The organism is Cupriavidus sp. U2, from assembly GCF_009663685.2.
Lineage (GTDB): Bacteria > Pseudomonadota > Gammaproteobacteria > Burkholderiales > Burkholderiaceae > Cupriavidus > Cupriavidus necator_C.
This window is the reverse complement of record NZ_RCOG02000003.1, coordinates 69,754-92,116: the sequence shown is the minus strand read 5'-3', so window position 1 is coordinate 92,116 and position 22,363 is coordinate 69,754. Positions and strand designations below refer to the sequence as shown.

Annotated in this window: 19 protein-coding genes and 1 pseudogene; 14 read left to right on the top strand and 6 right to left on the bottom strand. The window is 65.4% G+C overall.

Annotation, left to right across the window (positions count from 1 at the left end; all coding sequences use genetic code 11):
• Positions 1-12 precede the first annotated feature (12 nt).
• The 5 genes from ctaD to D9X30_RS04940 are packed head-to-tail and all read left to right on the top strand — an operon-like array spanning position 13 to position 4,753.
• A complete protein-coding gene (ctaD, locus tag D9X30_RS04960; RefSeq protein ID WP_153949195.1) occupies positions 13-1,770 on the top strand; it encodes a cytochrome c oxidase subunit I in 1,758 nt (585 codons plus the stop codon).
• A complete protein-coding gene (locus tag D9X30_RS04955; RefSeq protein ID WP_153949196.1) occupies positions 1,767-2,432 on the top strand; it encodes a cytochrome c oxidase subunit 3 in 666 nt (221 codons plus the stop codon). The genes ctaD and D9X30_RS04955 overlap by 4 nt, the downstream gene beginning before the upstream one ends.
• A gap of 13 nt (positions 2,433-2,445) precedes the next feature.
• Positions 2,446-3,144, top strand: a complete 699-nt coding sequence (locus D9X30_RS04950) for a heme-copper oxidase subunit III family protein (RefSeq protein ID WP_153949197.1) — start codon at positions 2,446-2,448, stop codon at positions 3,142-3,144.
• A gap of 8 nt (positions 3,145-3,152) precedes the next feature.
• On the top strand, positions 3,153-3,509 hold the full coding sequence (locus D9X30_RS04945; protein WP_153949198.1) for a cytochrome C oxidase subunit IV family protein: 357 nt from the start codon (positions 3,153-3,155) through the stop codon (positions 3,507-3,509).
• Between the two features lie 50 nt (positions 3,510-3,559).
• Positions 3,560-4,753, top strand: a complete 1,194-nt coding sequence (locus D9X30_RS04940; protein WP_153949199.1) for a DUF2252 family protein — start codon at positions 3,560-3,562, stop codon at positions 4,751-4,753.
• Positions 4,754-4,842: 89 nt separating this feature from the next.
• Here D9X30_RS04940 and D9X30_RS04935 read toward each other — a convergent pair whose 3' ends face one another.
• Positions 4,843-6,273 (bottom strand): NAD-dependent succinate-semialdehyde dehydrogenase, encoded by a 1,431-nt coding sequence (locus D9X30_RS04935; protein ID WP_153949200.1) that lies wholly within the window; start codon positions 6,271-6,273, stop codon positions 4,843-4,845.
• Positions 6,274-6,532: 259 nt separating this feature from the next.
• Between D9X30_RS04935 and D9X30_RS04930 the strand changes: the two genes are divergently transcribed.
• The 4 genes from D9X30_RS04930 to D9X30_RS04915 all read left to right on the top strand — a co-directional run bounded on the left by D9X30_RS04930 (position 6,533) and on the right by D9X30_RS04915 (position 10,877).
• A complete protein-coding gene (locus D9X30_RS04930; protein ID WP_153949201.1) occupies positions 6,533-7,990 on the top strand; it encodes an MATE family efflux transporter in 1,458 nt (485 codons plus the stop codon).
• 424 nt (positions 7,991-8,414) lie between these two features.
• Positions 8,415-8,876, top strand: coding sequence for a tripartite tricarboxylate transporter TctB family protein (locus D9X30_RS04925; protein WP_153949202.1), 462 nt, complete (start codon positions 8,415-8,417; stop codon positions 8,874-8,876).
• Between the two features lie 13 nt (positions 8,877-8,889).
• On the top strand, positions 8,890-10,392 hold the full coding sequence (locus D9X30_RS04920; protein ID WP_153949203.1) for a tripartite tricarboxylate transporter permease: 1,503 nt from the start codon (positions 8,890-8,892) through the stop codon (positions 10,390-10,392).
• A 185-nt stretch (positions 10,393-10,577) separates the two neighbouring features.
• Positions 10,578-10,877: a helix-turn-helix transcriptional regulator gene (locus D9X30_RS04915; protein ID WP_153949204.1), complete on the top strand. Its 300-nt coding sequence runs from the start codon at positions 10,578-10,580 to the stop codon at positions 10,875-10,877.
• An 88-nt stretch (positions 10,878-10,965) separates the two neighbouring features.
• Here the strand turns inward: D9X30_RS04915 and D9X30_RS04910 are convergent, their stop codons facing one another.
• From D9X30_RS04910 to D9X30_RS04890, 5 genes are all read right to left on the bottom strand, one after another.
• Positions 10,966-13,443 carry a TagA domain-containing protein gene (locus D9X30_RS04910; RefSeq protein WP_153949205.1) on the bottom strand — a complete coding sequence of 826 codons (2,478 nt, stop codon included), beginning with the start codon at positions 13,441-13,443 and terminating at the stop codon, positions 10,966-10,968.
• A gap of 281 nt (positions 13,444-13,724) precedes the next feature.
• On the bottom strand, positions 13,725-14,516 hold the full coding sequence (locus D9X30_RS04905; RefSeq protein ID WP_153949206.1) for a DUF4397 domain-containing protein: 792 nt from the start codon (positions 14,514-14,516) through the stop codon (positions 13,725-13,727).
• A 351-nt stretch (positions 14,517-14,867) separates the two neighbouring features.
• Complete coding sequence (locus D9X30_RS04900; RefSeq protein ID WP_153949207.1) at positions 14,868-16,871, bottom strand: protein-L-isoaspartate(D-aspartate) O-methyltransferase; 2,004 nt, start codon at positions 16,869-16,871, stop codon at positions 14,868-14,870.
• A 161-nt stretch (positions 16,872-17,032) separates the two neighbouring features.
• Positions 17,033-17,464, bottom strand: a complete 432-nt coding sequence (locus D9X30_RS04895) for a PRC-barrel domain-containing protein (RefSeq protein WP_153949208.1) — start codon at positions 17,462-17,464, stop codon at positions 17,033-17,035.
• Between the two features lie 101 nt (positions 17,465-17,565).
• Positions 17,566-18,120: a BON domain-containing protein gene (locus D9X30_RS04890; RefSeq protein WP_153949209.1), complete on the bottom strand. Its 555-nt coding sequence runs from the start codon at positions 18,118-18,120 to the stop codon at positions 17,566-17,568.
• A gap of 326 nt (positions 18,121-18,446) precedes the next feature.
• Between D9X30_RS04890 and D9X30_RS04885 the strand changes: the two genes are divergently transcribed.
• The 5 genes and pseudogenes from D9X30_RS04885 to D9X30_RS04865 all read left to right on the top strand — a co-directional run.
• Entirely contained in the window at positions 18,447-19,067 is a 621-nt protein-coding gene (locus D9X30_RS04885) for a hypothetical protein (protein ID WP_153949210.1), read from the top strand.
• 21 nt (positions 19,068-19,088) lie between these two features.
• Complete coding sequence (gene budC, locus D9X30_RS04880; RefSeq protein ID WP_153949211.1) at positions 19,089-19,850, top strand: meso-2,3-butanediol dehydrogenase; 762 nt, start codon at positions 19,089-19,091, stop codon at positions 19,848-19,850.
• A gap of 7 nt (positions 19,851-19,857) precedes the next feature.
• Complete coding sequence (locus tag D9X30_RS04875; RefSeq protein ID WP_153949212.1) at positions 19,858-20,967, top strand: flavodoxin family protein; 1,110 nt, start codon at positions 19,858-19,860, stop codon at positions 20,965-20,967.
• A gap of 72 nt (positions 20,968-21,039) precedes the next feature.
• A complete protein-coding gene (locus D9X30_RS04870; RefSeq protein ID WP_153949213.1) occupies positions 21,040-21,690 on the top strand; it encodes a BON domain-containing protein in 651 nt (216 codons plus the stop codon).
• Positions 21,691-21,706: 16 nt separating this feature from the next.
• Positions 21,707-22,288, top strand: a pseudogene (locus tag D9X30_RS04865) (UdgX family uracil-DNA binding protein); the annotation flags it as partial.
• Positions 22,289-22,363: the final 75 nt, after the last annotated feature.

Genomic DNA, 22,363 nt, shown 5'->3' with positions numbered 1-22,363 from the left:
AAGGAGGATGCGATGGCCTATGCCGACGACGCCACCCATCACGGTCCGCAGAGCTTCTGGACGCGTTACGTCTGGAGCCAGGACCACAAGGTGATTGCCGTGCAATACACGCTGGTGGCCATCTTCGTGGGGCTGGTCGGCGTGGCGCTGTCGAACCTGATGCGCATGCAGCTGGGGTTTCCGGGGAAGTTCGAGTTCATCGATGCCAACCGCTATTACCAGTTCGTCACCATGCACGGCATGATCATGGTGATCTACCTGCTGACGGCACTGTTCCTGGGCGGCTTCGGCAATTACCTGATCCCGCTGATGGTGGGCGCGCGCGACATGGTGTTCCCGTTCCTGAACATGCTCAGCTTCTGGGTCTACTTCCTGTCGGTGATCGTGCTGCTGGCCAGCTTCTTCGTGCCCGGCGGGCCCACGGGCGCGGGCTGGACGCTGTATCCGCCGCAGGCGATCCTGCCGGGCACGCCGGGGCATGACTGGGGCATCATCCTGATGCTGGTGTCGCTGCTGATCTTCATCGTCGCCGCCACGATGGGCGGGCTGAACTACGTGACCACCGTGCTGCAGGCGCGTACCGAGGGCATGACGATGTTGCGCATGCCGCTGGCCGTGTGGGGCATCTTCATGGCCACCATCCTGGCGCTGCTGGCATTCCCCGCGCTGTTCGTCTCCGGGGTGATGATGCTGCTCGACAAGACGCTGGGCACCAGCTTTTTCATGCCGGCCATGGTATCGATGGGCCAGCAGCTCAACTACAAGGGCGGCAGCCCGTTGCTGTTCCAGCACCTGTTCTGGTTCTTCGGCCATCCCGAGGTGTATATCGTGGCGCTGCCGGCGTTCGGCATCGTCTCCGACCTGGTCAGCGTGCATTCGCGCAAGAGCATCTTCGGCTACCGGACGATGGTCTGGGCCATCCTGGCGATCGGCCTGCTGTCCGTGGTGGTCTGGGCGCACCACATGTTCGTAAGCGGCATGAATCCGTACTTCGGCTTCTTCTTCGCCACGACCACGCTGATCATCGCCGTGCCAACGGCCATCAAGGTGTACAACTGGGTCATCACGCTGTGGCGGGGCGACATTCATTTCTCGGTGCCAATGCTGTTCGCCATCGCGTTCATCAGCACCTTCGTGATCGGCGGCCTGACGGGGCTGTTCCTTGGCAACGTCAGCGTCGACATACCGCTGTCCAACACCTATTTCGTGGTAGCGCACTTCCATATGGTGATGGGCGTGTCGCCGATCCTGGTGGTGTTCGGCGGCATCTACCACTGGTATCCGAAGGTGACCGGGCGCATGCTCAACGACACCATGGGCAGGATCCATTTCTGGGTGACGTTCGTGGGCACCTATGCGATCTTCTTCCCGATGCACTACCTGGGCATCATGGGCATGCCGCGCCGCTACTACGCCTGGGACAACTACAGCTTCATTCCGGAATCGGCGCATACGATGAACATGTACATCTCGATCGCGGCCTTCGTGGTGGCGACGGCCCAGCTGCTGTTCGTCTTCAACCTGTTCTGGAGCGTGCGCCGCGGACGGGTGTCGGGCCCCAATCCCTGGCGCGCGGCGTCGCTGGAATGGCAGACGCCGCAGACGCCTCCCGTGCATGGCAACTGGGGGCCGCATCTGCCCGTGGTGTACCGCTGGGCCTATGCGTACAGCGTGCCGGGCGCCAGCGAAGACTTTATCGCGCAGAACGCGCCGCCCGATGCCGGGGGTGGCGAGCCCGAGCCGTATCCCAGCCGGGGAGCCGTGGCATGAATGCCGATCCGATGACGGCCGGTTCGGGAGCCGGCGTTTTCCGCGTATCGCCCGATTCGCCCGGCAGTGGCGCGGGCGGCGACGCCATGCACGGCCACGGCCAGCGTGCACCGGGCAGCACGGGGCTGTGGGTATTCATGGGCGTGGTGGCCGCGTTGTTCACGCTGTTCCTGGCGGCCTACGTCATGCGCATGGACAGCCCGGACTGGCATCGGATTGCCTTGCCGTGGCAGGTCTGGCTCTCAACGGGCCTGCTTGCGATGGCCAGCGTGGCGATGGCGGTGGCATCGCGCGCGGCCACGGCAGGGCGGATGGCGCGCGCGCGCGGCGCGCTGCGGCTGGGCGGACTTGGCGCGCTGGCGTTCGTGGGGTCGCAGCTTTGGGGGTGGGCGGCGCTGTATGCCGCGCATGTCGTGCCGGCCAGCAATCCGGCCGGCAGCTTTTTCTACCTGCTGACGGCCATGCACGGTCTTCACATGATTGGCGGGCTCGTTGCCTTTGCATTCGTGGCGTTCGATCGCGGCAGCGGCATGCGCACGCAGGTGCGCATCGGTCTTTGCGCCCGGTACTGGCATTTTCTGCTGGGCGTATGGATCGTACTGCTGGCCGCGCTGGCGTGGTTGACACCCGAGCTCGTCAACTACATCTGCGGCCGGGGATGAGGGAGGTACACCGATGAGTTCGCAACTCTCCACCCCGGCGGCGTCGCCGCACGATCATCCGCCGGGCGGCCTGCGCGGCCTGGTCGCCGACTGGTCTTCGGACCAGCGCGCGTTCAAGGTGTCGTGGGGCAAGGCAATGATGTGGATCTTCCTGCTGTCCGACACCTTCGTCTTCAGCTGCTTCCTGACCGGCTACATGACCGTGCGGATCGCCACCACCGTGCCCTGGCCGAACGTGGCCGAGCTTTTCGGCATGAACATTGGCGGCCGGCAGGTGCCAATGCTGCTGATTGCGATCATGACGTTCACGCTGATCACCAGCAGTGGCACGATGGCCATGGCGGTCAACTGCGCCTACCGGCGCGACCGCATGAACTGCGCCAAGCTGATATTCGTGACGGCGTGGCTGGGCGAAGTCTTCGTCTGCATGCAGGCATACGAATGGACCAAACTCATCGTCCTGGAAGGCGTGCGCCCGTGGGGTAACCCGCATGGCGCTGCGCAGTTCGGTTCCGTGTTCTTCATGATCACGGGGTTCCATGGCTTTCACGTGACGTGTGGCGTGATCTACCTGCTGGTGATCGCCAGCAAGGTGCTGCGCGGCCATTACGACATCGGCGGGAACTACCAGCCCGTGGAGATCGCCGGCCTGTACTGGCACTTCGTGGATCTGGTCTGGGTCTTCATCTTCGCGCTGTTCTACCTGTGGTGAGGCGCATCATGGCATCGACACCAACCCAAGCGGCGCCGCACGGCGAACCGGCCCAGGAGCACGGCGGGCAATCGCATTCGATCAAGCTGTACCTGAAGGTGTGGCTGCTGCTGTTCGTGCTGTCCACCATGTCGTACATGGTGGACTACTTCAACCTGACCGGGTACCTGCGCTGGTTCCTGCTTCTGCTGTTCATGTTGCTCAAGGCCGGGCTGATCGTTGCCGTGTTCATGCACATGGCGTGGGAACGGTTGGCGCTGATCTGCGCGATCCTGTTGCCGCCGCTGTGCCTGCTGGTGCTGGTATGGCTCATGGCTGCGGAAGCGGATTACACTTTCCTGACCCGCGGCGTGTTTTTCCGCTAGCGTCCCCATGCTGGCGGCGGGCGCCGCGACGTTTCCCAGGGACCTCGCACATGCACGCCGTCACCGAAAGCATCCTGCTCTACAACCATGGCCGCGACCCGGACCGGCTGACCATGAAGCTGGCCGCCATCGCGGCGGAGCCGTTCGCTTTCTTCCGGGGCACCAACCATCTCTACGCGGCGTCGCTGCGGGCCGAGATCGGGCTGGATGCGCCCCGCACCTATGTCTGCGGCGACCTGCACGTGGAGAACTTCGGATCGTTCAAGGGCGACAACGGGCTGGTGTACTTCGACCTGAACGATTTCGATGACGCGCTGGTGGCGCCATTTACCGTGGATACCGTACGGATGCTGTCGAGCGTGCTGGTGGCCGCGCACCAGTACGGGCTGTCCGAAGCCGACGCCCACGTGGCCTGCGCCAACATGCTGGGCGAATATACCCATACACTGCGCACCGGCAAGCCGCGCTGGATCGAACGCGCGACGGCAACCGGGCTGGTGGCCACGCTGTTGCGGCAGGTGAAGCGCCGCCGGCGCGGGGCGCTGCTGGCGGCGCGCACCACGCTGCGTGGCGGGCGCAGGCGGCTCAATCTTGACCGAAGGGCGCTGCGTGCGGAACGCGATGCGCGCGAACGGGCCGCGCATATCCTCGCCCTCTACTCGCAGCAGGAGCATCACGGTCATCGCTTTGTTGCCGAAGATGCCGCCCGCCGCGTGGCTGGTGTGGGCAGCCTGGGACTGGAGCGCTACGTCGTGCTGGCGCACGACACGCAATTTCCCACATCGCAACGACTTATCGATATCAAGCGTGCGGCGCCCAGCGCCTGGCTGGATTTGCAGCGCCACCAGCCGCACTGGAGCAGCGACGCCCAGCGCGTGGTGACGACCCAGCAAATCATGCAGGCGGCCTCGCCGGCGCTGCTGTCGTATGTCGCGCCAGGCAGGCGCGAGTCGTTTGTCGTCAAGAGCCTGCAGCCGACCACCGATCGCGTGGACCTGGCGCATTGCCGTGACAAGGCGGCATTGGTCGATGTGCTGGCCTGCATGGCACGCGCGGCTGCCTGGGCCCATCTGCGTGGCTGCGGCCATCAGGCGGCGGACCGGATCGAGAAACTGCAGGATTACGCCGCGGGCGGGCGCTGGCAGTCGATGGCGCTACGGCTGGCCCGGCACGGACGCGACGTGTCGCTGGCGCAGTGGAAGACGTATGCGGAGGACTACAGGAAGGCCAGGGGCGGAACGTAGGGCGCAGGGGCGGTGAACATCAGGCGGGGGAACAGCAACGGCAAGGCGGGGGCGCCCCTCTCCCGGTGGGAGAGGGGCCGCAACGGCGCTTAGACCTGCGTAATAAACTTGGTCACGAGGTAGCCGTCGAAGGTCTCCTGGCCGCCTTCGCTGCCGATGCCGGAGTCCTTGATGCCGCCGAACGGCGTTTCAGACAGCGCCATGCCGAAGTGGTTGATATTGACCATGCCGGCTTCCAGGCCGTTCGATACGTGGTGGGCCGTCTTCAGCGAGTTCGTGAACACGTACGAGGCCAGGCCAAATGGCAGGCTGTTGGCGCGGCGCAGTACTTCCTCGGTGTCCTTGAAGCGTGTCACCGGCGCGACCGGGCCGAACGGCTCGTCCACCATCAGCTTGGCGTCGTCGGGCAGGTCGGTCACGACGGTGGGGGCGAAGAAGAAGCCCTTGTCGCCGATGCGCGAGCCACCGGCCACGATCTTGCCGCCACGATGGCTGGCATCGTCCAGGAACTGTTCCATCGAGGCAATGCGGCGCTCGTGCGCCAGCGGGCCCATTTGCGTACCGTCGTCCAGGCCGTTGCCGACCTTGATCGATCCGATCACCTCGGTAAAGCGCGCCAGGAAACGGTCATATGCCTTCTCCTGGACGTAGAAGCGCGTCGGGGACACGCACACCTGGCCGGCGTTGCGCAGCTTGAAGCGGGCCAGCATCTCGGCGGCCGGCTCGATGTCGGCGTCATCGAACACAAGCACCGGCGAATGGCCACCCAGTTCCATCGTCACGCGCTTCATGTGGGCGCCGGCCATGGCCGCCAGCTGCTTGCCCACCGGCACCGAGCCCGTGAACGAGATCTTGCGTACGATCGGCGACTCGATCAGGTAAGTGGACACTTCGCTCGGCACGCCCCAGACGATGTTCAGCACGCCCGGGGGCAGGCCTGCATCGTGGAACAGGCGCGCCAGCGCCACCACGGCGCTGGGCGAATCCTCGGGGCCCTTCAGGATCAGCGTGCAACCGGCGCCGATGGCTGCCACGATCTTGCGGATGGCCTGGTTGAACGGGAAATTCCACGGCGTGAACGCGGCGCAGACGCCGATCGGCTCGCGCACCACGATCTGGCGCACATTGGGGTTGCGCGGTGGAATCACGCGGCCGTAGATGCGGCGGCATTCCTCGGCGTGCCATTCCGCGTGTTCGGCGCAGATGGTGACTTCGGCCACGGCTTCGGCCAGCGGCTTGCCCTGGTCCAGCGTGATGTCGCGGCCGATTTCCTTGGCGCGGGTGCGGGTCAGTTCCGCCACGCGGCGCAGAATGGCCGAGCGTTCCAGCGGTGACGTTTTCTTCCACGTCTCGAAGGCACGCTGCGCGGCGGCCAGCGCGCGGTCCAGGTCGGCCTTGCTGGCGTGGGGCAGCTTGCCCAGCAGTTCCTGGGTGGCCGGGTTGATGACGTCCTGCTCGCGCCGGTCGCCTCCCTTGACAAATTCTCCATCGATGTAGAGGGCGAGATCCTGGTACGCCATGCGTGTCTCCTGTACGGGTTGGGACGGCCGGCCGGCGGCCGCGAACGATCGGTCGGAAAGCCGCAAGCTTAACGCGTCGCAGCCAAATGCGCATAGAGATCATGGGTGACCGATAATCGCCCGGGGCGTGTCAGCGCAATGCCGGTGGCGCGGCGGCGGGCCGCCATCTAGACTGGCGGGTCCGTTGCCCGCTCCCGACTCATCCAACCCCGCCGCGCTGCTCTTTTCTTGCTGCAGCGCGGAAAAAATAGATTCCCCTATGAAGCCCGATGCCAGACTGACCACCGGCCCGATTGGCCGGACGCTGCTGATGTTCTCGCTGCCCGTGCTGGGCAGCAACATCCTCCAGTCGCTGAACGCCTCGATCAATTCAGTGTGGGTGGGCCGCTATCTGGGCGAGGCGGCACTGACCGCCACGTCCAACGCCAACATCATCCTGTTCTTTCTGCTGGGCGTGGTGTTCGGCATCAGCATGGCCAATACGATCATGATCGGCCAGGCCATCGGGGCACGGGATATCGACGAGGCGCGCCGGGTGGTGGGCACCAGCACCACGTTCTTCGTGGGCATGTCCGTGCTGGCATCCGCGCTCGGTTTCGTGTTCACCCCGCAGATCCTGGCGGCGATGCAGACGCCGCACGATGCCGCGCCACTGGCCGTGATCTACCTGCGCATCATCTTTGTCGCGCTGCCATTCATGTATTTCTACAACTTCGTGATGATGACGCTGCGCGGCGCCGGCGACTCGCGCACGCCGTTCTACTTCATGCTGCTGTCGGCGGTGCTCGATGTGGTGCTGAATCCGGTGCTGATCTTCGGCGTCGGGCCGCTGCCTGCGCTGGGCATTGCCGGGTCCGCGCTGGCCACGCTGATCGCACAGCTGACCAGCCTGGTGGCGATGATCCTGCTGCTCTACCGGCGCAAGCATTTCCTGCTGCTGCATCGGACGCAACTGGCGCTGCTGAAGCCCGATACGGCCATCCTCAGGGCGCTGGTGGCCAAGGGCCTGCCGATGGGCCTGCAGATGGTGGTGATCTCGTCGTCGGCCATCGTGATGATGTCGCTGGTCAACGGCTACGGGTCACAGACCACGGCCGCATACGGCGTGGCGTCGCAGCTGTGGACCTACGTGCAGATGCCGGCGCTCGCGGTGGGCGCCAGTGTGTCGTCGATGGTGGCGCAGAACGTGGGCGCAGGCCTGTGGGCGCGCGTGTCGCGCATCACGCAGGTGGGCCTGCTGTTCAACGTGCTGATGACGGGCGCGCTCGTGGCACTGGTCTACCTGTTCAACCGCCATTCGCTTGGCATCTTTCTGGGCGACGACAGCGTGGCCATCGAGATCGCCCAGCACATCAACCGCGTGGTGCTCTGGTCGTTCATCCTGTTCGGTTTCACGATCGTGGTGTTCGGCACGGTGCGGGCAACCGGTGCAGTGATGGCGCCGCTGGTCATCCTGTTCATTTCGATGTGGGTGATCCGGCTGCCGTTCGCCTGGGGGCTGGCGGGTCATATCGGGGCCGAATCGATCTGGTGGAGCTTTCCGCTGGGTTCGGTGGTGTCGGTGGCGCTGGCCTTCCTGTACTACCGTTTCGGCAACTGGAAGCGCAGCCATATCCTGCCCGCCACGCCGCAACCCGAAGCGGTGGGCCAAGCGCCCGACACGAGCATGGGATGTCCGTGCGAGGACGTCGACGCAGGCGCCGAAGCTGTCCGCTGAAGAAAAAGACGCATGCACACATGCATCAGGCAGTCCGCATGACAACACATATGATTTCCACGGCCCGCGGCCCGATGCATCTGTAAGCCAGTCGAAAGCTGCGCGGCACCCCGACGCCGCGCGGCCGCTTCACTGCGCAATCTTTCCTTTCATTCGTCTTACCACTCTGCCTTTCAGTTGGCTTGCATCGATGTCGTCGATGCAGGCCTTTTGCATCACGATGTGATGTATTCAGGCCGGGTACCTGCTGAAGTGGGGATCGGGAAATACCCTAAACCCCAGACAAATGAAAGGCGGCTGAAAGTTCCTATTTTTATCGTTCGCCCCATCGCGTCGAACGTGTCCACACTCGCGCGTTCGCAGCGTGGCGTGCCAGAGCCGGTGAACCACGCGTACCGCTTTCACAACTTTGAGGAGAATCGTTTTGCGCATACGCAGCCAAAAGGACTTTGCCTCCGGCCTGATGTTCGTTCTGGTCGGCCTGGGCTTTTCCTTCGTCGCTCGCGGCTATTCCATGGGAACTGCCGCCAAGATGGGTCCCGGATATTTTCCGTTCCTGCTCGGGCTCGTGCTTGCACTGCTGGGCGCGGTCGTGACGATCGGGGCCCTGTCGTCCAAGGGTGAGCAAGACCAGCTCGCCCGCTGGGACCTGAAGATCCTGTTGTGGATTCTCGGCTCCGTCGTCCTGTTCGGCCTGCTGCTCAAGCCGCTCGGCATGGTGTTGTCGGTGTTCGTGCTGGTGATCGTGTCGTCGATGGCCAGCCATGAGTTCAGCTGGAAGGGCGCGCTGCTCAACAGCGTCGTACTCGTGCTGATCAGCATGGGCGCGTTCGTGTACGGCATCAACCTGCAGATGCCGGTGTGGCCTGCCTTCATCACCGGCTAAGGAGTCGCCTCAAATGGAATTGTTTGAACACCTTGCCTTGGGCTTTTCCACGGCACTGACGCTGCAGAACCTGGCGTACGCGTTCCTGGGCTGTGTGCTGGGTACGCTGATCGGCGTGCTGCCGGGCCTCGGGCCCCTGGCCACCATCGCCATGCTGCTGCCGGTGACGTACTCGCTGCCGCCGGTCGCTGCACTGATCATGCTGGCCGGTATCTACTACGGCGCGCAGTACGGCGGCTCGACCACCGCCATCCTGGTGAACCTGCCCGGTGAATCGTCGTCGGTGGTGACCACCATCGATGGCTACCAGATGGCACGGCGCGGCCGCGCCGGCGTGGCGCTGGCCACTGCCGGTCTCGGTTCGTTCTTCGCCGGTTGCGTGGCCACGCTGATCCTGGCGGCCTTCGCCACCCCGCTGTCGGAACTGGCGTTCAAGTTCGGCCCCGCCGAGTACTTCTCGCTGATGGTGCTGGGTCTGATCGGTGCCGTGGTGCTGGCTTCGGGTTCGCTGCCGAAGGCGGTGGCGATGATCGTGCTGGGTCTGCTGATGGGTCTGATCGGTACCGATGTGAACTCGGGCGCTGCGCGCTTCTCGTTCGACGTGCCTGAACTGACCGACGGCATCGACTTCGTGGCGCTGGCCATGGGTATGTTCGGCTTCGCGGAAATCATCGCGAACCTGGAACAGAAGGAAGCCCGCGAGACGTTCACGAACAAGGTGACGAACCTGTTCCCGACCAGGGATGACTTCCGGCGCATGGTTCCTGCCGTGCTGCGTGGCACGATGCTGGGTTCGGCGCTAGGTATCCTGCCGGGCGGCGGTGCGGCACTGGCTTCGTTTGCAGCCTACTCGCTGGAAAAGAAGACCTCGAAGTACGCACACGAGTTCGGCAAGGGCGCCATCGAAGGCGTGGCAGGTCCGGAATCGGCCAACAACGCCGCGGCACAGACGTCGTTCATCCCGCTGCTGACGCTGGGTATCCCGCCGAACGCCGTGATGGCGCTGATGGTGGGTGCGATGACGATCCACAACATCCAGCCGGGCCCGCAGGTGATGACCAGCAACCCGTCGCTGTTCTGGGGCCTGATCGCCTCGATGTGGATCGGCAACCTGATGCTGATCATCCTGAACCTGCCGATGATCGGTATCTGGGTGAAGCTGCTGACCGTGCCGTATCGCTTCCTGTATCCGGCCATCCTCACGTTCTGCTGCATCGGCGTGTACTCGGTCAACAACCAGACCTTCGACGTGTTTATGGCAGCCGCCTTTGGTGTGATCGGCTACCTGTTCCTGAAGCTCAAGTGCGAGCCGGCACCGCTGCTGCTGGGCTTCGTGCTGGGACCGATGATGGAAGAGAACTTCCGCCGTACGCTGCTGCTGTCGCGTGGCGAGTTCACGGTGTTCTTCACCCGTCCGCTGTCTGTGGGCCTGCTGATTGCCGCAGCCGCCCTGGTGGCCGTGGTGGCGCTGCCGTCGATCAAGGCGAAGCGCGAAGAAGCGTTCCAGGAAGAATAACCCTCCGTGGCGTTCCTGAACGATCGCGCCGCCCAGGCGGCGCGACACTAGCAAGCTTTCGGGGTGCCACTGCGTGCACCCCGTTTTTTTGGCATTCAAGACGATGAGGGCCTGGCTGCGCAAGCAGTCTCGGGCTGCGCATGATGATTAGACTTACCGCACCTCTGGCTGCGTCACCTGCGCCTATGAAACCGCCTTCGCTCGACCGGATCGTTTCCCGGCTGTACATCCTCAAGCTGGTGCAGTCCAGCCCCTCCACGGTGTTCAACCTGATGGAGCGTCTGCGCGAGCGCGGCATCGACAAGAATATTCGTGCCTTGCGGCCAGTGCTGCGCAGCCTGATGATGGCCCGCGCGATTACCGCCGAGCTGGTGGAGGGCAACGGGCGCGTGTACACGATCACCGATCAGGGCCGCGCCGAGCTGGATAGTTACCTGTCGCACCTTGCGGTGCTCAAGGACGAGGCCGGCATCGGCAAGGACTGACCGAGGCGGACCCGCCGGGATAGCCGGCGCGTCACAATCACCATCCCGGGCCGCCTGCGTGGCGCCCGCGAGGGGCGCCACATGCACGCTAGTTCTTCTTGAAGGCGGCGTTCAACATCACCCTGTCCACCACCCGCGTGCCGGCGCCATTCACCGCGTGGACGTCGAGCAGTTTCAGGGCATCCGCCATCTTGTACTCGCCCGCTGGCAGCGCCGCATTATCGTCGGCATGGGCCCAGATATCCAGACGATGCAGGTTGTCCGTGAGCGGTTCCAAGCCCGTCCAGTAGTTGGCTGGCGTCTGGCGGAAGCCGCTGGCAGCCGTGTTGACACTGCGGACAGCCCGGAATACCACCGTGTGGGGCGTCCCATCCTGGCCCACCATCGTGACCGACAGGCGCATCGGCTCAATCCTGGCGTTTGCGTCCGCGACCGTGGCACCGTAAGCGCCCTCGCTGGCCGTGAAGTAGAGCTGTGAGCCGTCATCGGGATGCCACGCCACGTTCACACTCTCCTTGTCGCAAGCGTCGGTCGTGCAAAGCCCGTTCACCATTGCCGTGCGCGCTTCCACGAGCGGATTACCGCCGCGCGTCACTACCGCAGGCAGTGCGGACGGTGCGTCGATCGTCCTTGTGAAGAGCGCCGTGTGGCCCGTCAGTGCCAGATTCGTTGCGGGGACTTCGGAGAAATTGGTCGCCAGGCGGAACAGCGTCACTTCACGCGGATCGTCGCCAAGCGGCAGGTTGAACGCGAACATGAAAAGGCCGTAGGTGACATGTTCCTGGGAGATGGCGAACACACGCTGTTGTCCATTCGCGTAGGTCACCCTGACCGCATATCGGCCGATGCCATAGGCGGGAGCGGCCTGGCCAAGCTCGGGCATGGCGAAGGTATTGCCGCTGGCCGCGTACATTGGCGGATAGATCTGGTTGGCTGCGGTATGGGCGTCGGCCGCAATCGTCCCTATCAGCGTCACGACGGGCACGTCTACGTGTTCGGGAGCCAGTTGCAGGTCGCCTTCGGTCCAGTCGGGGCCAACTGGCACGTAGTTCGGCGTGACGGGAATGTAGGTGCGCGTCGCAGGGTTCCAGCCGTAGATGCCCGGCGTGCCGTCGACATTGCGGATGGTCGGGGATCCGTCAAGCCAGTTCTGCATCCGGGCAGTCGTGACATTGGTGTAGGGCGAGTGGCAGCTTTGACTATCCGGTGGATCGTACACAAAGCGCACTGAGACGGGATCGTTCCGGCCGGCCAGCCCCGAGGCGGAAGGGGGCAGTACAAAACCATCGGCTGCGGCATACCAGGTACGGAAGACGCCGCGGATGGTGTCGTAAGGTTGTGCGTCCGAGGCCGACCACGAGAGCGATTCGCTGACGTCGTTGTAGGTCAGCCCGAGGGACGTGCCCAATGCACGCGTCATTTCACTGTTGCATTCGTGGTTCCAGCGGATCTTTGCCCAGCCCTGCTGCCAGTCGCCGCCGCGAGCTGACGTAGTGGGATCGGCGAACTGGCCATTGGCGTCGAGGTAGCGCCCCTCCGAGACAGCCGTGGCGTCAGCGAATGGCGTCGGGTTTGTTATCTGCGACTCTACTGCAAAGGATTCCACAACTGCCCGCAGGCCCTGGCCGCGGTTGGCTCGGCTCGTCAGTACGGCATTCGCCGTCACCTGGTTGGCGTAGTCGAACGGATCGATCTGCGCAGCGGTATTGATCTGCGTCGGTACACTCGGCTGACCGACAGCGGTGCCGCCGGGGGCCCGCGGCGCGATGAAATAGTCCCAGCGCGCCGGCAGATAGTCGACGAAGCTGAGCTTGGCGAAGGGCACCCGTGCGTAAAGCTCGTCGGCCACGGCTTCCGCCGACCTTGTATCGGCGTTCGAATCGGGGCCTTCCATCAACAGGATCTTGGCGCGCGAGATGCGGAATTCGGATGGTGCGGCCAGCGATGGCAGGGCGCCGGCCAGGCGATGCTCGTAGACGCGTTTCTCGTCGTCTCGCACCTCGTCAAAACCTACGCTCAGGCTGATATTGGGCTTGATCCAGCCGCCCGGCATCTGAACGCTCCACGCCTGCGTGCTGTAGCGTGGCAAGACACTCGCCGTCAGTCTGTCCTCGGCATAGCCGGCCAGGGTGGACGGCCGCTTCATGTACAGGCGCCCCATGGGCACCCCGTTGAGGGTGGCTTCGACGAAGACGTTGCGTGTGTCGGCCATCGACGCGGCGGGTGTGAACAGCAGCAAGGTGCTGCGGCCCTCCGCAGGCCGTGGCGCGGTGCGCGTTTCCTCCTGGCCGACGATGCTTGTTTGCCCGAACTCCAGCGTACCGGCCAGCGGCACAGACCTGCGTGCATAGTCGGCGGGCGGCGCCGGCGGCAAGGGAGGGGTGGGCGTCGAGTAGCGCGTCGGTGTAGGGGTGGGGGCGGGCGATGGGGCCGGCGTGCTGTCGCCGCCGCCATCGCCGCCGCATGCCGTGAGGCTGGCGACCGCGATTAGGGAGAGCGCCAGGAAGGCGCGCGTGGCAGGGCGGGCATGCGAGAAACGTTCGCAGCGGGTTTGACTGAGCTTCATATGCCTTGTGGATCGGTGCGCGACAGCGCCAGAACAGGGTGTCCGGGCGGCATGCGTCTTGATGCGAGAGTCGGCGCGGGTTAGCAGGCGAAGCCTAGCCGGGGGAATGCGGCGAATCGGTTGATGCTGGTCAGAATCGACAGCTGTGCGTCACTTTTTAAGCAGCCGTCGATATGGCGGGAGCAGGCGGGTAAATTAAACGTGGCAACCCTACGAAAAACGCCCCGATGCCGCAAGGGCATCGGGGCGTCGCTACCGGAAGCGCCGGCGCAGGTTTGGCGTTACTGCGACGATGTCTGCGTCACCAGTTCCTGGGCCGTCGCATTGTTGGTGTTGCTTTGTGCCACGAGCACCTTGATCTTGTTCGGCACCACGGCGCCAAAGCCATCGGCCGGGATCGTCGTAATCAGCCAGTCGGCGTTCTTGCTGATGGTCAGCGCGCCCGAGTCGAAGATCACGGTCTTGGTGCCCGCCGTGGTGATGCGCAGGCGATAGGTGCCACCATCCACATATTGCGAGTCCTGGCCCGATGCCGGTACGGCGGCCTTGTACTGCACTGATGCCATGTTCGGCGACACCGAGTTCAGATCCACCGCGGGCGTGGTCAGGTACACGTCGATGTTCTGCGCGTTGATCGACGCATTGAAGGTCCGCACGCGCGCCGATGTATCAAGCAGCCCCTTGCCATACGGATCGTCGATCTGCGCCACGTCGGCGGTCGTGGTGCCGGGCAGGGCGATCACGGTGTACTTGTGGCCTGTGTGAGCATCCACGGTGGCCGAGCCAATCTGCGTCGACGTGCCCGTCAGATTGAAGGCGAACAGGTTGTTGCCCGTCGAGACGTCGAAGTAGCCCGACACTGTCTTGTACGGGATGTTCGTCAACGACGTCTTCGCGCCATTCTGCAGCACGTCGACATTGGGGCCTGCCGTGACTGCATGGATCACGCGCACCGCCGGCTTGCTGACGCCGATGCGGTCATCGATGCCGTCGTCGCCACCGCCGCAGGCCGCCAGTACGGCGGTCGTTGCCAGCGCCAGTCCCAGAATGATCCTTTTCCTGAATTGCGTCATGCTTTCACCTCGTTTCCGTTTGAAGTTCAGGGAGCGAGCCAGACATGCCTGCGACGACAGAATCTCCCGGCACCGACGTCGCGGTGCGTGCCAAGGAAGATGCGTCGTTGCGTGCGATGCGCGCCGCGCTCGGCAATCGTTGATGCGGGTTGCAGCTGGCAGCCTTGTGTCATTGCGCTTGCCGTGATGACACGATAGGCATCCGGCAACAGGCGAAACAGACGCGGGGCTCCGAAATGGCTGTCGGAGGAATCCGACAATTTGGTTGCAAAGCTGACACACGCGCGTACGTTTCAAACGCTGGGCGATGTGTCGGGCGATCCATGCATCCGCCGGCGTGCAGGGGACGCGCTAGAGGCCGAAGGGCCACGTCTCTGGCATGCCCATGCCGGGCGTCTGGTCCCCGGGCAAGGGCGTGACGGCCGAGGTCTCCTCGAACCAGATCCACCCATCGAACTGTTCTGGCAGCACCGCGCGTGCATAGTGGCTGACCAGTTCGGTCTCGGGACGGTAGATCACGCCGATAAACCGCTCCTGCCGCGGCGTCATCAAGGCCGCGCGCAACGCCGCACTGGCGGACGCCACGTTGCCGCGCAAATCCACGAATGCGCGAGGCACCCCGGCTTCATGGGCGACGAAGCCGTAGCTGTCGGTCCGGGCCGGCAGCACGCGCTTGACCTCCATCGGACCGTCCCAATCGGAGGCCGCCGCCACGGTGCCGGCATAGGTGTCCTGCCCGATCAACGCCGCGCGGGTTCCGAAACGCTCGCGGCACAGTTGTCCGATGTTCAGTTCCTGGCGCTCGGTGCCCATGGCGGTGGCTGCCGCATTGCCGATATGCGAGTTGTGAGCCCAGACCACCGCCTTGGCGTGCTGACCGTGGGCGTCGAGCAGGCGGGTGAGGACATCGAACATGTGGGTGTCGCGCAGGTTCCAGCTGGCGGCGGCACCGTAGTACATCAGCCGATAGTACTGTTCGGCCGACGCAACGAGCCGCGCGTTCTGGGCCGCGTCGAAATAGTCTTCGAAGCCGTGGGAGCCGTAGTCGATGCGTTGCGCCAGCAGCGACTGCAACTGCGCGATCACGGCGTCTTCGCATGCCGAATATGCGCCTGACAGTACCGCGCGACCGTAGACGGCGGGCTGCTGCCGCCAGGGGTCCAGGCAGGCATAGCGTTGCCGCGCCTCGGCTGCCGCTGCGGGGTCGATCCTGTCGAGGTAGGCCAGCACCGACGCCATCGATGCCTTCATGCTGTACAGGTCCAGCCCAAAAAAACCCGCCTGGTCTGGCGCGGGGCGCTGCGCGTTGAAGCTGCGCAGCCATTGCACGAACGCCGCCACTTCCTGGTTGCGCCACATCCATGTAGGAAAGCGCGAGAACGGCGCGAACGCTTCGATGCCGCCGCTGGCCCGGGTGCCCGAAGGCGGCGGCCGCTGGCGCACGTACCGGTCGATGGAGGCGGCGTCGGGCCAGTCTGCCTCCACGGCGACGATCGTAAAGCCGTGCCGTTCGATAAGCCGCTGCGTGGCGCGAGCACGGGCGCGATAGAACTCCGACGTGCCGTGCGATGACTCGCCCAGCAACACCACGCGGCAATCGCCGAAACGGTCGATCCAATCGGCAAAGTCGGGGGCGTCGATATCGGGAAGCGGGATCGCCGCATCGGCGAACGCCCGCGCAGCGGGGCTCATGTTACCCGCGCGAGGATCCTCCCATCCTTGCTCGCCGATCAGCGGCACGAACATGACTTGCCCGAGGTCGTCGCGCGTAAGGCGTCCATCGGCCTCGCGAACGAGCCGCACCAGCGTTTGCTGCGAATGCAGGGCGCCCAGCGGCATGATCAACGCGCCGCCCGGTGCCAGTTGCTCGATCCATGCGTCCGGGATGCGGGGGCCTCCCGCCGTGGCGATGATGGCGTCGTATGGTGCGCCCGCGGGCCAGCCAAGCGTGCCGTCCGCAATGTGAATCTCCACGTTCGATATGCCGAGTGCCGCGAGCCGTCCGGCCGCGGCGTTCGCCAGCGCACCGTGCCGTTCCACAGAAACAACGTGGGCCGCGACGCGCGCGGTCACCGCGGCCGAATAGCCCGACCCTGTGCCGATCTCCAGCACGCGCGCAGCGGGCGACAGGCGCGCCGCTTCAATCATGCGGGCGACGATATAGGGCTGGGAGATCGTCTGGCCCTGTCCGATGCCAAGCGGCGCATCGTCGTAGGCGCTGGGCGTGGCCGCCACGGGCACGAACTGCTCGCGCGGCACGTCGCTCATGGCTTGCAGGACTCGCGCATCCACGATGCCGCGCCGGCGTAGCTGCAGTGCCACCATGTTTCGGCGGCGATCAGCGGGGGTGTCCATTCGGTGCCCCGGACATTGCGGCGGCTACCGCGCCGGCTTTTGAATCACCGGTTTGTAAGGCGTGCAGTCGCGGGTAGATACGCGCCCCTGCCGACGCCGCGCACCCGTGTGATACGAGTGCGCGATGGCAGTCGGCGCGACGCGTCATCCGGTAGCGAATGTCAGATGGTGCCGCCCACATTGGTCCAGTAGGGATCGCGGCCGTAATACTGGTGGACGGTGGTGGCCCACTGCGGATCGGCCATTCTTGGCCAGCTGTCCTTGTTGAAGCCGGGGGCGTTCTTGATGCGGTCGGCGGTCATTCCAAGCCGGAAGCACTTCGCGTCGGTGTCCATGACCAGCGCGCTCCAGGGAATCGCATGCAGCGTATCGCCAATGCCAAGAAAGCCGCCAGTCGTCAGCACGGCATATGCGACCCGCCCGCTTTGAACGTCGATCATGATCTCCTTGATCTCGCCCACGTGCTCGCCATCGGACGCATAGACCTTGGTGTCGTCGAGGCTCGACGCGGCCATGACTTCGGGGCCGGGGCCTTCGCCCACGCCCGAGCCGACGATGCCGGCGCCTTGGGAGGAAGAGAGATTGGATGCCATTGCAGTCTCCTGTGATGTGCCATCGGAAACCACCGTGGCGCAACAAGCGTGCCCGTCGATGTCGCTCGCGCCGACTGCCGCTTGCGTCGCCCGGCCCCTGCTTACCCGGCGACGGCCAGCTCCAGCTGGTTGCGGATCTCATGGGACGGCAGGCATTCCTGCGCCACGTGTCCGATCCGGGCTTTCGTTTGCGCGTCGTGCACGTTGCCGGTCAACACGCAGACGCCGTCCGAGATTGTTGCCTTGACGGTGCCGGGATCGACCCACTGCGCCAGGCGCTCGTCCAGCACCTCGCGCTGCTGGATTGCGCTGCGTGGCGCGATGGCCTGCATGTCGACGTTGTCGTACTGGCCGAGCGAAGCGGGCCCGGGCAACGGTCGGGTGGATTCGGCCATCGTGGGCGGCGCGGCCGGGCGCGGCGCGGTGCCGTACATGCCGTGCTGTTCGATGCCGGCCGGTTCCGTCGTGCCGCATGGCGAATAGCGGGGCGTGGGAGCGTTGTCCAGATGCGCGGGCATGGCCTGCTCGTATTGGCGCTTTCGATGGTCGTCGCTTACGCCGCTGTGGCCGCCATAGCGATGGTTGGTCAGCGGCGCGCTGGTTTCGGGGCTGGCCGGGTTCTCCAGTTGCACGCCTTCCGGTGTCGTGTCGCTCATGGTTGCGCTCCTCATGCATGGGTTGCGAAGGGCTTTAGTCGACGCATCGACCGTGCCAGCTCACAAAGGCGTGACGCAGAGCACGGATGCAGCCGTTGCACGTACATCTGACGACAGGGCGGAGATTTTTACTACGCGGTTCTCTATTGCGGCACCGCAAGCGCCACATGTCAGGGACGATGCGTGCCAGCCCCAGCGGGTGACGGCAGGTGGCGCAAACGCGGGATCGGGCGCTTGATGGCACGGCGTGCCGGGGCGGCCGGTCACCCGGCATGGCCGTTGCGAGGTTCGTGCATATCTTTCATCCACCGATTGGGAGAGAAGGCATGAAACCAGGCAAGTTGATCGCGATGACAGCCGTCGTGCTATGTACGGGCACCGCATATGCGCAGACAGGCACCGGCGTTGGCGCAGGGGGCACAAGCGGAGGCGCCGGTTCGACGTCGCCCGGCGCGACGACGGTGCCGGGCGGTACGGGCTCCAACGCTGCCGGAAATCAGGCGGGCCAGCGCGGCCGCGCCAATCCGTCGAACTCGGGCAATCCATATGGCGCGCCGAATACGCGGCCGGGCACGGGGCCCACTGACAGCAGCAACTATGGCAGCGCGACGCCGTCCCCGGGCATGCCTGGGACGACGGGGACGCCAGGTACCGTGGGCAGGCCCGGCACACCGGGTACACCGGGAACGCCGGGCTCTCCCGGCAGGCCCGGTACTTCCAGCGTGAACCCGGGCGACGGCAGGACCGATACGCCGACCGGCCTGCCACCGGGAACGGGCATGACGCCGGGCGGACGCGTGCCGGGCGGCAGCGCCGGAAGTGGCACGACGGGCGGCGCCACGGGCACCGGCACCACGGGTAGCGGCACCTCGGGCGGCGGGATGGGTGGAACCTCTGGCGGCGGCGCGGGCGGCGCGGGGGGTGGCGCCGGCGGTGGCGCGCGCTAGTCGGCACCAGGGAGGAAAACCATGAACCGGTTCCAGGACAAGGTCGTGATCGTGACAGGTGCTGGCTCGGGCATCGGCGCTGCGGCCGTACGCAGGTTTGCATCGGAGGGTGCAGCCGTGGTGCTGGCAGGGCGCACACGCGACAAGCTCGAACGGGTGGCCAGCGATTTGCCAAACGGGCAACGCCTCGTACAGGTGACGGACGTGAGCCAGCTCGAACAGGTGGAAGCCCTGGTCCGCGCCGCAGTGGATCGCTTCGGCAAACTCGACGTCATGGTCAACAACGCCGGTGTGGCGCCCGAAGGCCGTGCGACCGAAGCCAGTGTGGAGGATTGGCGCGCTGTCATGGCGACCGACCTCGACGGGGTGTTCTTCGGCGCACGGGCCGCGCTGCCGCACCTGATCCGCACCAGGGGCTGCATCGTCAATACCGCGTCGGTGTCGGGGCTTGGCGCCGACTGGAAGCTCTGCTTCTACAACGCGGCCAAGGGCGGCGTGGTCAATCTGACGCGCGCGCTGGCGCTGGACTATGGCCGCGATGGCGTGCGGATCAACGCGGTGTGTCCCACGCTGACGCGCACCGACCTGACTGTCGACATGTTCAAGGACGAGGCGCTGCTAGACAAGTTTCGCGAGCGCATCGCACTGGGACGCACGGCGGAGCCGGACGATATCGCCGGGGCGATTGCCTTTCTGGCCAGCGACGATGCGCGCTACATCACGGGCGTGAACCTGCCCGTGGACGGCGGCTTGAGCGCGTCGAACGGCCAGCCGCCGCAGTAACCGGACGATGGCGGACAAGCAGCAGCCCGACACCGACGCAGAGGCCGCGCAGGACGTGCGCAAGGGGCAGGTCACGGCACAGATGTCTCGCGAGGTGTTCCGCGAACGCTTTCGCGCCCGGTTTTATGACCCCGCCTTCCGGACCGAGGACACCGCGATCGACCGGCTGGAAGCCATCGCCTGGGATGCCTACCGCGAGGGGCGCAAGGCGCCCGTGACCGAGAAGGCGGGCCCGGGAGCGGCCGATCCGGACTACGACCTGTCCGTCGAATGGCGCCAGTCGCGCGATGCCGTGCGCGATGCGCAGCGCGAGCATGACGATCCTGCCAGCCCATCGCGTGTGCTGCTGGTGGTTGGCGCGGCCAGGAATGACTACACCTGTCCCGGCGAGATCTCCAAATCGTGGCGCCTGGCCGGCATCGCGCGGGCAAGGATGGAAGCCCTGCGGATGACCGTCGACACGCTCGACCTGAGCCTGCTGACATCCGATCCGGACCGGCATATCCACCCCTGCAAGGGGTGTGTCTCCACGGCGATGCCGCTTTGCCACTGGCCATGCAGTTGCTATCCGAACCATTCGCTGGGGCAGGTCAATGACTGGATGGCAGAGATCTATCCGCGCTGGGCCCGCGCGCATGGCGTGCTGATCGTGACGCCGACCTACTGGTATCAGGTAGCGAGTCCGCTGAAGCTGATGATGGACCGGCTGGTCTGTGCCGATGGCGGCAATCCCGATCCCAGCAGCACGCATGGCAAGAAGGTGCCTGAAGCCAAGGCGCTGGAACTGCAGGGCTGGGACTATCCCAAGCACCTGGCGGGCCGCGTGTTCGGCGTGGTGGTACATGGTGACGTGGCGGGCATCGAAGGTGTGCGCCGGTCGCTGTCCGACTGGCTGAACTGGATGGGACTGCTCGAAGCGGGCCCCCAGGCACAACTCGACCGCTTTATCGGGTACTACGCGCCCTATGCCACGTCGCACCGGGCGCTCGACGCGGATACGGGTGTGCAGAAGGAAGTCGAGAATGCCGCCGCTGCCGTGGCGCAGGCCGTCACATTGCGCCGGCAGGGCAGGTTGCCCGCCGTGGGCGAAGACCTGAAGCCGCCGCGCCCAAAGTAACCGGGCAGGCGCCAGCGCGCACGGCACGCTTCTTGCGCCAGCCACGATATCGGCAACCATGAGGAGCGGATCATGTTCGAGTTTTTGCGCCGGCACAGGCATGACCCTGCCGGTGACGAAGCCACGCGCGATGCGGCACGCGATACCGGCCCGCAGCGCCGTGAGTCCCGTGCGTCGTCTGGCGCCGAAAGCTGGCGCGCGAAGGCGCACCGCGACCGCGACCAGCGCCAAGACGAACCCGGCTATGGCGGCGCCGGGTACTTTGGCAACAGCGACAGCGGTGGCCAGTCATTCAACGGTGCCCAGCGCGTGTATCCCGGCGATCCCGGCTACCGCGCGCATCCCACGCATCCGGTCAATTCCGCGCGTATCGGCGCGGCGCGCCATGCCGGCCCGAAAAACTACCAGCGCGCAGACGACCTGATCCGTGACGAAATCTGCGAGCGGCTGACCCTGCACGATGGCGTCGATGTGTCAGAGGTGTCGGTCGAGGTGGCGGCAGGCGTCGTGACCCTGTCCGGCATGGTCGAGGACCGCTACGAAAAGCACCTGATCGAGGACATCGCCGATGATGTGTTCGGGGTGCAGGATGTCGAAAACCGCATCCGCGTGCAGCGTCGCGACGATCTCCAAGACCGCCGGGACGTCGGGGTCGATGACAGGGCCGCGTCCGGGCAATCGGCATCCACGGAGCCCTCGGAGCGAACCCTGAACCTGAGCTGACGGTACAGGCCTGCGCATGGCGGCGAAGCGAGACATCCCGATTGCCGATGCGGCGCACCTGAATGCGTGCCGGCGCTGCGACCTCTGGCACGACGCCACCCAGGCCGTGCCGGGCAAGGGGCCTGCGCACGCGCCGCTGATGCTGGTTGGCGAGCAACCTGGCAACGACGAGGACCTCCAGGGCGAAGCCTTTGTCGGGCCCGCGGGGCGCCTACTGGACGAAGCGTTGGCGCGGGCCGGCGTGCTGCGCAGCGCCGTCTACGTGACCAATGCCGTCAAGCATTTCAAGTTTGAACTGCGCGGCAAGCGCCGCATGCACAAGACCCCAGGGCAGCTCGAAGTCGAGGCCTGCCACTTGTGGCTGGAACGGGAAATCGCACAGGTGCGCCCCAAGACCATCGTGGCGCTGGGCGCGACCGCCGCCGGGTCGATATTGCACCGGAAGCGCGTGACGCTGTCGGAACTGATGCGCGCACCTGTTTCGTGCGACGACATGCTGGTGGTCGTGACGTACCACCCGTCGTTCGCCTTGCGCCAGCGATCGTCAGAGGCGCGCGAGGCGGCGCTGGACAAGATTGTGGCGAGCCTGCGCGAAGCCCGCCCGCCTGGCCCATCTGGACACGGCGCATACAGGCTGACCGGGCCGGCTGCAGCGCCGGCCGGTCAGCCGCAC